Source organism: Streptomyces sp. NPDC031210 (assembly GCF_055570395.1).
This window is the reverse complement of the sequence record NZ_JBVIHH010000006.1, coordinates 1-10477: the sequence shown is the minus strand read 5'-3', so window position 1 is coordinate 10477 and position 10477 is coordinate 1. Positions and strand designations below refer to the sequence as shown.

The 10477-nt window shown below is 70.9% G+C and carries 11 protein-coding genes; 4 read left to right on the top strand and 7 right to left on the bottom strand.

Going from position 1 to position 10477, the window contains the following annotated elements:
- Positions 1–132: 132 nt before the first annotated feature.
- The 4 genes from ACZ45Z_RS13155 to ACZ45Z_RS13140 form a co-directional block, all read right to left on the bottom strand.
- Positions 133–1437: a hypothetical protein gene (locus ACZ45Z_RS13155; RefSeq protein ID WP_468360858.1), complete on the bottom strand. Its 1305-nt coding sequence runs from the start codon at positions 1435–1437 to the stop codon at positions 133–135.
- Positions 1427–1960: a DUF6114 domain-containing protein gene (locus ACZ45Z_RS13150; protein WP_468360855.1), complete on the bottom strand. Its 534-nt coding sequence runs from the start codon at positions 1958–1960 to the stop codon at positions 1427–1429. The genes ACZ45Z_RS13155 and ACZ45Z_RS13150 overlap by 11 nt, the downstream gene beginning before the upstream one ends.
- Before the next feature lie 240 nt (positions 1961–2200).
- Entirely contained in the window at positions 2201–2818 is a 618-nt protein-coding gene (locus ACZ45Z_RS13145; RefSeq protein WP_468360852.1) for a DUF6230 family protein, read from the bottom strand.
- Positions 2819–3416: 598 nt separating this feature from the next.
- Positions 3417–4388, bottom strand: coding sequence for a tetratricopeptide repeat protein (locus tag ACZ45Z_RS13140; RefSeq protein ID WP_468360850.1), 972 nt, complete (start codon positions 4386–4388; stop codon positions 3417–3419).
- A 323-nt stretch (positions 4389–4711) separates the two neighbouring features.
- On the opposite strand from ACZ45Z_RS13140, the gene ACZ45Z_RS13135 reads away from it, so the two are divergent.
- The 3 genes from ACZ45Z_RS13135 to ACZ45Z_RS13125 all read left to right on the top strand — a co-directional run bounded on the left by ACZ45Z_RS13135 (position 4712) and on the right by ACZ45Z_RS13125 (position 7658).
- Entirely contained in the window at positions 4712–5359 is a 648-nt protein-coding gene (locus ACZ45Z_RS13135; protein WP_468360847.1) for a TetR/AcrR family transcriptional regulator, read from the top strand.
- Positions 5360–5505: 146 nt separating this feature from the next.
- Positions 5506–6258, top strand: coding sequence for a response regulator transcription factor (locus tag ACZ45Z_RS13130; protein WP_468360844.1), 753 nt, complete (start codon positions 5506–5508; stop codon positions 6256–6258).
- Complete coding sequence (locus tag ACZ45Z_RS13125; protein ID WP_468360841.1) at positions 6255–7658, top strand: sensor histidine kinase; 1404 nt, start codon at positions 6255–6257, stop codon at positions 7656–7658. The genes ACZ45Z_RS13130 and ACZ45Z_RS13125 overlap by 4 nt, the downstream gene beginning before the upstream one ends.
- A gap of 24 nt (positions 7659–7682) precedes the next feature.
- On the opposite strand, the gene ACZ45Z_RS13120 is transcribed toward ACZ45Z_RS13125, so the two are convergent.
- The 3 genes from ACZ45Z_RS13120 to ACZ45Z_RS13110 form a co-directional block, all read right to left on the bottom strand.
- Positions 7683–8048, bottom strand: a complete 366-nt coding sequence (locus ACZ45Z_RS13120) for a hypothetical protein (protein ID WP_468360837.1) — start codon at positions 8046–8048, stop codon at positions 7683–7685.
- Positions 8049–8085: 37 nt separating this feature from the next.
- Positions 8086–9189, bottom strand: coding sequence for a WXG100-like domain-containing protein (locus tag ACZ45Z_RS13115; protein ID WP_468360834.1), 1104 nt, complete (start codon positions 9187–9189; stop codon positions 8086–8088).
- Between the two features lie 80 nt (positions 9190–9269).
- A complete protein-coding gene (locus tag ACZ45Z_RS13110; protein WP_468360831.1) occupies positions 9270–9608 on the bottom strand; it encodes a hypothetical protein in 339 nt (112 codons plus the stop codon).
- Between the two features lie 131 nt (positions 9609–9739).
- Here ACZ45Z_RS13110 and ACZ45Z_RS13105 point away from each other — a divergent pair, with 131 nt between their 5' ends.
- Positions 9740–10348 (top strand): hypothetical protein, encoded by a 609-nt coding sequence (locus tag ACZ45Z_RS13105; RefSeq protein WP_468360828.1) that lies wholly within the window; start codon positions 9740–9742, stop codon positions 10346–10348.
- Positions 10349–10477 lie beyond the last annotated feature (129 nt).

The following is a 10477-nucleotide window of genomic DNA, read 5'->3' as shown; positions in this document are numbered from 1 at the left end:
CCTCTCCCCCCCCCTCCCTCTCCTCCCCCCCCCCCCCCCACCCCCCCGCCCCCCCCCCCCCTCCCCCCCCCCCCCCCCCACCGCCGTTTTACGCGGCTCCCGGAAGGGATCGGACCGCTGGTTCCGGCCGGCTCAGTCCGTGATGGTCTGGTGCAGGCCGGGCACGGTGAGCGTGCCGCCGAACTGCCCCGCCTGCGTGATCTTCACCTTGGTGAAGTACGCGAAGGGGACGTTGACGGGCGGCGGGTGCTCGGGATCGAAGACGATCGGGATCAGCCCGAACAGGTTGCCCTGCAGCCGCTCGGTGTACATCGTCACCGTCCCGCCGCGGATGGTGGAGGTCGAGCCCTTGGACGCCTCGACGTGGTACTTTCTGCCGCCCGGCCCCTGCACGATCTGGTGCAGGTCACCGATGTCGACGCTGCCGGCGGTGAACTTCAGCGCCTGCTTGGTCTTGCCGTTGGGCATCTTGAGGTTCACCACCCCCTTGTAGTCCAGCTCGCGCAGGGTCAGCGCGCTGGACTCCAACTGCCAGGGGTCGTTGGGGACGGTGCCCGGCGGCTGCTCGTCGGTGCCGTCGGACTTCTTCTCCACGACGCACGGGAACGGCTCCTTGCCGTCCGACGTGCCCGCCGAACCGCTCGGCGACGGCGCGGGCAGGGCGTCCGCCGCCTTGTCCGACGCGTCCCCGGTGGCCTTGTCCGCGCTCTCCTTGGCGTCCTCGGCGGTCTCGCCCACCTTGCCGGCGGTGTCCTTCACCGGCTCGGTGACCTTGTCGAGGGCGGAACCGGAGTCCTCGGACGCGCCGGACCCGCTGGAGGTGGCCGACGGCGAGGGGCTCGGCGAGGCCGAGGCGCCGGCCGGCTCCTCGTCGTCCGGGGTGAGCACGTCGGTGACCTTCTTGCCCACACCCAGGGGGTCGTACCAGGGGTTCTCCTCGTCCGCCGACTCCGAGGGAGAGGGGCTGGTGGACGGTTCGGAGCTCGGGGACGACGGTGCGGGCTCGGCGTCCTTCGAGGCGGAGGGCTCGGGCGACGGGGTGGCGCCCTTGTCCGCCTCGTCGGAGGCGTCCGGCTTGTCCGCCTCCGCCTTCTCCCGGGCGGCCTCCTCGGCGGCCTTTTCCTCAGCGGCCTTCTGTTCGGCGGCCTTCTTCTTGGCCGCCTCGCCCGCCTTGGCGTCGCGCGATTCCTGCTCCTGCTTGTCCGGAGCGCTCACGCACGGGCCGTCGTTGTACGGGCTCTTCGGCATGGGCTTGGCCATCGCCAACTGGGGCGTGATGCCGATGCCCATGAGCACGGCGGACGGCATCGCGGCGATGGCTATCGCCTTGCCCGCGGGCACGTGGAGCCGTGTCAGCAGCGGCTTCTTGGGGGCCGCGTGTCTGGGCCCGCTCTTCGCCCCGGCGGCTGCGTTCTGGTGCAGCTCGTCACCCGGCACGGTGCCTCCCGTCGTTGGTCGGGCTCGTTCCTGACAGGTCGTCCGCTCCGGTGGCGGCGGGTGCGGCGTCGCCGGCCGGCGTGCCGGCCGCGGGTCGGGCCGGGTCACCGGCTTCACCGCCACCGGTCTTGGCCGGCGCCCAGGCGATCCCGAGCGCGCCGCCGATGAGGCCCAGCAGGAAGCCGATCAGGAAGGCACCGAAGTTCGAGACGACCAGGGAGACCAGCGAGAGCAAAATCGCCGCGACTCCGGCGAAGACGCGGGAGGCGGGCTGGAACCACATGGTCAGACCGAGCACGACCAGCAGGACGCCGATGATCAGCGAGCCTGCGCCGGCGGTGGTGGCCATGCGGACGGTCAGGGAACCGATCGTGAGATTCGCATAAGGGATGTACATGATCGGGAGACCGGCCAGCACAGTGAGCATCCCGCCCCAGAACGGGCGCTGTCCGCGCCATTCCCGGAACGTGATGCGCTTTTGTCCGATGCCCTCGATCAGTTGGGGTCGCGTGTCGGCGCTCATGCGCCAGCCTCCCTACGGTCGGCGGGCTCATATTCGCGCCGCGCGCACCTGTCGATGATTCTCCCCCAGCCTCCGGCCGGGGTGACCCCCACACGACTCTCGCTCATGTCGTACAGCTCCTCGGGACTGGCAAATCGGTGGTTCTGAGCTGGAGTGCCATAAGGCGCCGGATGCGTACGGGCACGGGGAGCGGCGGATGCCGCCGCGCGGCGCCGCCCCCGCGCCCGTACGCTCAGTGCCTCAGTAGCACTCGTTCTTGCCCCGGGCGACGCTCATCTTCAGGCCGCTGAGCTTGAACGTACCGGCGGTCGTGGCCCACGCGCGCTGCTTGACGTGGGTCAGGACAGCCGAGTCGGCTTCCTGGGCGAAGGAACCGGGGTCGGCCGCATCGCCCTTCTTCATGCCGGGGCCCTTGGACGTCGAGCCCGCCGCAACACCGATGTTGATGTTGGTGAAGGACGCGTCCGCGTCGAGCTGGTCGAGGTCGATGTAGAGGTTCTTCGCCGTGACCGGCGTGTCACCGCCACCCGCCGACAACTTCATCGACACGTCACCGAACACCGGGACGGGCACGACGACCGACTGGCACAGGTTTCGGATCTTGGCGTTCGAGAACCCCGAGACCGCCACCGGGACCTGCTTGCCGTTCTTCAGGGCGTCAACGGCTCCGTACTGCACGAAGCCGGTGCCGTCCAGGCGGTCGGTGCTGACCTTGAACTGCTGGCCGGACACGCTGAACGACGCCGCGAGGGCACCCTGCGAAAGTGCCACACCGATCGCGGCGGTCGCCGCGACGCTGGGCACCATGACGACGGCGAACCGCTTCCATCTGGTCCCGCCACGAGCCAGGGACTCCATGACTTTCCTCCTTCTCGGACGTACATCTCCGGCGTCGGCCGCGTCGGTTTGACGACGACCGCACCTGGGATGGGAGAAGTGCTACGTCCTCGGGAAGGAGAGCGCCGTGCTCGGAGGCGAAGTGCGTTCCGAATTCCGGCGATCACCCCCGAGCGACAACCACTGGCCACGCTCTCGCGCAACCTCCGGACAGGCTCCGCCGATGAGGACGAAGACCCCCCTGTCCAAGACCGGCGTCACTGCCGCCGGCCACTCGGTGGGGACCCCTCGCGCTTCGCGGCGCCGGTTGGATGCCGGGCTGCGGTAAGGGACCGAGCGAGGCCGATCGTGGTCCATTCACGTCGGCTACACAAGAGGCTCGTTACTTGCGGGTAACGGGCGCATAACCGAGCCGCGACCGGCTGGTATCGGCCGAGTACGCAGGGTCGTACCACACGCCGACGAAACATGGGGCATTTACGGGCAGAGCGCCACAAGAGGGCCGCCTGGATTTACTCCAAGTAACAGCGGCCACCTTTACCAATTTTTGGTAAAGGTGGCCGCTGTTCGTTTGCCACGAAGGCTCACGGAAGGTGGAGACGGTGTGAAAGTGGGCGGGTCAGAAAAGCACGCGTGCAAGGGCGGTACGCGCCGCGGTCACCCGCGGATCCTCCGTACCGATCACCTCGAAAAGCTCCAGCAGCCGCACCCGCGCGGCCTCGCGGTCGTCCCCGAACGTGCGCTTGACGACGTCGACCAGCCGGCCGAACGCGTCCTCCACATGACCGCCGACCAGATCCAGGTCCGCGGCCCGGATCTGCGCCTGCACATCGGCCGGATTCTCCGCGGCCTCCTTGCGCACGGCCTGCGGGTCGAGATCCTGCACCCGCCGCAGGAGTTCGGCCTGCGCCAGGCCGAGCTTGGCCTCGGCGTTGGCCGGGTCGTCGGAGAGCACGTTCTTGTACGCCTGCACGGCGCCGCCCAGGTCGCCGGCGTCCAGCGCCTGGTTCGCGGCCTCCAGCAGCGCGTCGTACGGGCCGGCCGGCTCGGGCGCCGGGGCGGCCGCCTGCTCGCCCGCCGCCTGCGGGTCGACCGGCGCGCCGACGATGCCGAACTGCTGCTCGGCGGCCTGCACGAGCTGGTCGAGCACCTGCCGGATCTGCGCCTCGGGGGCCGCGCCCTGGAACAGCGGGATGGGCTGGCCGGCGACGACGGCGAAGACCGCGGGGATGCCCTGCACGCCGAACTGCTGGAAGAGCATCTGGTTGGCGTCGACGTCGATCTTGGCGAGGACGAACTTGCCGGCGTACTCGGTCGCGAGGCGCTCCAGCAGCGGACCCAGTTGCTTGCACGGCTCGCACCACTCGGCCCAGAAGTCGATGACGACCGGGACCTCGGTGGAACGCTGCAGGACGTCCTGCTGGAACCCCGCCTCGTCGACGTCGAACACCAGGCCGGCGCCGGTCACCGGCACGCCGCCCGTACGGGCCGCCTCGGCCCGCGCCTGCTCCGCCTTCTGCTTCGCTTCTCCGGCCGCCTTCACCGCTGCGAGGTCGACGACTCCACTCATGGACATGTTGCGTGGCTGCATGAGTCCATCCTCCCCCCTGGGCGGTCCGTTCCGGAAAGCGATGCGGAAATTACGCTCCGGCGCCGCCGGATTCCCCGCGGGGCCCCGCACCCGTCCGTACGCTCCGCCGGAATGCCGGCGTACGACGGGCCCGTCGCCCGAGTCCGGCACCCTCGCGGGAAGCCGGTGTGCGGCCATGGGTCCCCACCCACGGCCAGTGGTCATCACTCTTTCGCTACGACCCGTAGCGTAACTGCCCACCGCCCCCGCTCCGCAACCACCCCCGGCCCCGCACGGCGTGATCTCCCTCACGAGCCGCCCCACCCTCCTCCTTACCGGCCGGTATGGTCGCCCGCATGCACCACTCCGCCAGCCCCCGCAAAGGCCGCACCGGGCGCCCGCGCAGCGCGGAAACCGACCGCGCGATCCTCGACGCGACCCGTGCCGCGCTCGTCGACCTGGGCTGGGGAAGGCTCACCATGGGCGATGTCGCGGCCCGGGCCGGCGTCGCCAAGACGACCCTCTACCGCCGCTGGGCCAACAAGAGCGAGCTGGTCGTGGACGCCGTGGCGGTCCTCTTCGACGAGCTGGAACTCCCCGACCGCGGCTGCCTGCAAGCCGACATAGAGGGCGTCGTCCTCCAGTTCGGCGCGCTGCTGGCGCGGCCCGAGACCAAGACCGCGCTGATGGCCGTGGTCGCCGAGTCCACCGCCGACGACGCGCTGCGCGAACGGATCCGCTCGGCGATCGTCGACCGCCAGAAGCGGCTGGTCGTCCTCGGCCGCGAACGCGCCCAGTCCCGCGGCGAACTCCCGCCGGACGCCCCCGGCACCGAAGGCGCCCGGGCCGCCGCGCAGGCCATCGGCCTGATCTTCGACGTCATCGCCGGCGCGATCGTGCACCGCACCCTGGTCACCGCCGAACCGGTCGACGGCGCGTGGGCCCACCAACTGTCCACCGTGCTGCTCCAGGGCCTGGGCGGCCTGGCCTGACGGTCCGAGGCCTCGCGCCACCCCGTCCGCGGCGGCGCGCCGGCCCGCGCCGCCACGCGCGTCACCGGCCCGGAGAAGCTCGTCCCCCGCCCAGCGCGTCGCCCGCCTAAGAGGAATGTGAGAGAACTCTTTGGCAGCCTGGGGCCATGCCGTCCACGCCCCCGGGCTCCGCCCACCCCCCGCCCTCGTCCGCGACCGGCCCCGCCTCCCCCGCGAAAATCCTCGTCGTCGACGACGAACCGGAGGTACGGGCGGCCGTCGAGGACGGACTCGCCGTCGAGGGCTACGAGGTGCGCGGCGCCGCCGACGGCCTGGCCGCGCTCAGCGAGGTCGCCACCTGGCAGCCGGACGCCCTCGTCCTGGACGTGATGATGCCGGTCCTGGACGGACTCGCCGTCTGCCGGCGGCTGCGGGCCCTGGACGACCGCACCCCCCTCCTGGTCCTGACCGCGCTGGACTCCGTCAGCGAGCGCGTCGACGGCCTGGACGCGGGCGCCGACGACTACCTCGTCAAACCCTTCGCGCTGGACGAACTGGTCGCCCGCGTGCGGGCGCTGCTGCGCCGCGCGTCGGCCCCCGCCGCCGACGACACCCGGCTCTCCTTCGCCGACCTCGTCGTCGACCCGGCCACCCGGACCGGCCACCGGGCGGGCCGGCCCCTGGAGTTCAGCCGCACCGAGTGGGCGCTGCTGGAGTTGCTGCTGCTGCACCCGGGGCAGGTGCTGCCCCGCGAGGTGATCCTGGAACGCGTGTGGGGCCGCGACTTCGGCCCCGGCTCCAACTCCCTGGCCGTCTACATCGGCTATCTGCGGCGCAAGCTGGAGGCGGGCGGCGAGCCGCGGCTGGTGCACACCGTGCACGGCGTCGGCTACCGCCTGGGCCACGCGGAGGGCGCGTGAGCGGCGGCCGCGGCCCGGGTGCGCCCTGGCACCGCCGCCGGCCGCTGCGCACCCGCCTGGCGCTGGCCGCCTCCGCCGCGGTGGCGCTGGTCGCCCTCGGCGTCTGCGCGGCCGCGTTCGTCCTCATCCGCTACGAGATGACCCGCCAACTCGACCTGAACCTCACCCAGACCGCCACCCAGGTCACCCGGCAGACCCACGGCTGGGGACCGACCGCCGGCGACACCTCCTGCCGGTACCAGGCCGTGCCCTGCGTGCAGATCGTGCCGGCCGATCCGGCCCGCGACCCGCGCGAGCCGTACGGCCTGCCGGTCGCCGACGCCACCCGCCAGGTCGCCGCCGGACACCGCGCGGCGTACTACAGCGCGCAGACGGTCGCCGGGCGGCCGGTGCGGATGTTCACCACCCGCCTGCCCGGACGGGACGAGGCGCTCCAGGTCGCGCTGCGCTCCGACACCGTCGAGCACGGCGTGGGACAGGCGGCCCGGGTCCTGTTCGCGGTCGGCGGCGCGGGCGTCCTGCTGGCCGCCGCGCTGGGCTACTGGGTCTCCCGTACGGGCCTGGCGCCGGTCGCCCGGCTCACCGCCACCGCCGAGCGGATCGCGGCCACCCGCGACGCCCGGCACCGCATCGACCTGCCGGCCGGGCCGGCCTCCCGCGAGGACGAGGTCACCCGGCTCGCCACCAGCTTCAACATCATGCTCGGCGAGCTGGAACAGTCCGTCGCCGCCCAGCGCCGGCTCGTCGCGGACGCCTCCCACGAGCTGCGCACCCCGCTGACGGCGCTGCGCACCAACGCCGAACTCCTGGCCCGCGCCGACCGGCTGACCGACGCCCAGCGCGACCGGGCCGCCGCGGCGCTCGGCCGTCAGTCGCGCGAGGTCACCACCCTGGTCAACGACCTGATCGAACTGGCCCGGGACGAGGAGCCGCAGCCCTTGGTGGAACAGGTCCGCCCGGCCGCCCTCCTGGAGCACGCGGTGAGCGCCGCCCGCGGGCACTGGCCGGATCTCACCTTCACCACCGCCATCGCCCCGGACGCCGCCCGCACCACCGTCCCCGGCGTCCCGGCCCGCCTGACCCGGCTGCTGTCCAACCTCCTCGACAACGCCGCCAAGTTCTCCCCGCCCGGCGGCCCCGTCGAAGCCCGGCTCACCGCGTCACCCGGCGCGTTGGAGCTGACCGTACGCGACCATGGCCCCGGCATCGCGACCGCCGACCTCCCGCACGTCTTCGACCGCTTCTACCGCGCGAAGGCCGCCCGCGCCCTCCCCGGCTCCGGCCTGGGCCTCGCCATGGCCCGCCAGATCGCCCACGCCCACCACGCCACCCTCACCGCCGAACAGCCCCCGGGCGGCGGCGCGCTGTTCCGTCTGCGGGTGCCGGCCGGGGCCGGCTGACGGGGACGGTGCTCCGCAGCGCCGTTACGCCTCGCGGGGCCGGTAGGTGGCACCGACGCCCTCGGCCTCCGCCTGCTCGGCCTTCTCCTCGACGTGCGCCCGCACCGCCTGCCGGTCCTGCGGGGACATGGACCGCCAGCTCTCCCGCATCCCGGAGATGCCATCGGTCAGCACCCGGTACCCGGACGGGTCGTCCAGCACGTCCTTGAGCTCCAGCCGGCCGCCGAGCATCTTGCGGGCGATGTCCTGGAGTTCGGAGGGAGCGTTGGCGTTGTCGCGCACGGCGCGCAGGGCGGAGGTGAGGTGCTCGTTCTGCTCCTCGGAAAGGTCCTTCTCCTCGATGGGGTATTCGCGGTCGCCGGGGTTGGTGAAGGCGTTGTTGCCAGTCATGGGGCAGGGCTCCCTTGTAGGACGGTACGGGTCTGCGTCAGCCGAAGGCGTTGCGGACGCGTGCGGCCTCGTCCTGGCCGTCGGTGTCGGTGTCGGTGGGGCGGGGCCTCGTACCTCCGCTCGCGGGGGTGGCCGAGGAAGAGTTCGCACCGTCGGAGCCACTGCTGGAGGACGAGTCGCCGGAGCCGCCCTCGGACGAGGACGAGGAGGAGCTGGACCCGCCCTCGGAGGAGCCGCCGTCGCCGCCTTCCGACGACGTGCCCTCACCGGAGGCGGCCGGCTCAGCGTCCTTATAGGCCACGCCATAGGCGCTCTTGGCGGCCTTGGCGGCCTTCTGCTCCCCCTCGTAGGCCTGCTTGGCGCCCTCGGCGAAATCGCCCGTCGCCATCTTTCCGAGACCCTGGCCCACCTCGCCCACACCCTTGGCGCCGTCGACGACCTCTTTCCCCTTGTCGACGACGGGCTTGGCCGCGGCCTCACCCGCAGCCTTGAAGTCGAACCCGTGCTGCGCCCCGAAGTGGCTCTTGATCCCCTGCGTGGCGAGGTTCCCGGCGACCTTCTTGCCGGAGTCCATGGCGAGTTCCTTGATCAAGTCCACCGCCATCTCCCTGGCCGACCGCTTCACCTTCTGCGCGAGAGCGTCCTTGATGGCCTGGATGACCTCTGTCTTCGCCTTGCTGATGATCTCGCGAACCATCACCCTGGTGGTCGCCGTGGCAGCGGCGGCCCCGGCCTCGGAGGCACCCAGGGTGACGGGTGCGGCAGCCTGGGCCGCGGCGAACTCGAAGGCCAGCGCGATGAGTTGGGCGATCACCGCCAACTTCATCACCATGATGATCGTGGCCACGATCTGGAGCACCACGGCGAGCGCCTCGGCGGCCTCGGCGGCCTCATCGAGGAAGCCGTCGCCGGAGAACTTCTTCCACTTGTTCTCGAACGACTCGATCGCTTCACCGGAGTTGGCGCCGCGCACCGCCTGGGTGGCGCTGTCACCCTGCTGCGCGGCCGAGCGAGCGGAGGCGGCGAAGCTGCTCCAGGCTTCGGCGGCGTCGCGCATCTTGTCCTCGTCGATATTGGGCCATTGGAAGCCCAGCAGATCGAGGACCCAGTCGACCTCGACAGGAAGCATGATGGTGGCCACGGTGAATCACTCCCCCGGGAAGCGCATGTTCGGTGATGTATGAGGCGTACGTGGGGCGATATCGCCGAGTTGAATTAACGTCAGTTCGCGAATTCGGGGCGACTCGCCGCATACTTGGTGATGCCGTCGTGCTGATCCTGCTCGGTGCTGTCGTAATGCGCGCCCATCGTCTCGAGGTTCTCGCCGATCTTGGAGAGACCTTCACCGAGGGTGGGCATCGACTCGACGATGCCGTCGCTCACCGGCGTGTAGATGTCCATGAAAATCTTGAGGAGATCGTCATCGCCCCACTCTTGAGCGTCTTTGAGCGTGTCCTTCAACTTCTTGGCGGCGTCGCTGAAATCGGAGCCAATGTCCTTGAAGGCACCGCCCTGCGACTTGAGGACGGCCGGATCCACGTCATATCCGGAGCCTGCCATGGGTCTCCCTCGTTCTCGGCTGCATAAGAGTCCGCTAAAGCTTATGTCGTACGGTAGCCGACGCCTGCGCCTACCGAATTCCCGGCCGACGACCACGAAAGGGAAAAACTGCCATGTCCAACTCTCCGCAGATGTCCGGCAAGACGCCTTTGAAGACGCTATGCGGCCACATTTTCTTCCTTGCTGTCGCCCTGGCAATATTTACCGTCTTCTTCATCAAAGGGCTGACCGCAGCGGGCCTCACGGGCACACACGGAACATTCACGGTCAAGGAGTGCTCCCGTGAAAGCACAAGTCACCGCTCCACGGCCCAGCACGACTACGACTGTGACGGCACCTTCCGCTCGGACGACGGGAAGGTCGTGGACAACAAGGCGTCCTTGGGCAGCCTCGACACCGAGTACGACCCGGGCTTCAAACTCGCGGTCCAGGGGCACAACGACAGTGCCGTTCTCAGTATCCTGTCCGCCGCGACCTACACCACCGCTGGTCGCGGAGCGGCCATAAGCAACTTCTCCACCGGCTTTGCCGGTCTCCTCTTCATCGTCCCCGTGCTGCTCTTCTCCTGGCTCACGCGCTTCGGTGAAACCACTCGCACGATCCCCCAGCAGTGGGCGGCGTGGCGTGTGACCGCCGGCACCCGAACCCGCAAGATCGTGCTCAGCGCCGCCGCGGCGGCGCTCTTCGGCGCGTTCGTCATCAGCCCGGCCCTCGGCTTCGCCCTCACTGCCGGCAGTTGAGCCGGCCCCGGTACCGGGGGGGGGGGGGGGGGGGGGGGGGGGGGGGGGGGGGGGGGGGGGGGGGGGGGGGGGGGGGGGGGGGGGGGGGGGGGAAGGAGGGGGGGGGGGGGGGGGAGAGGGTGGACTAAG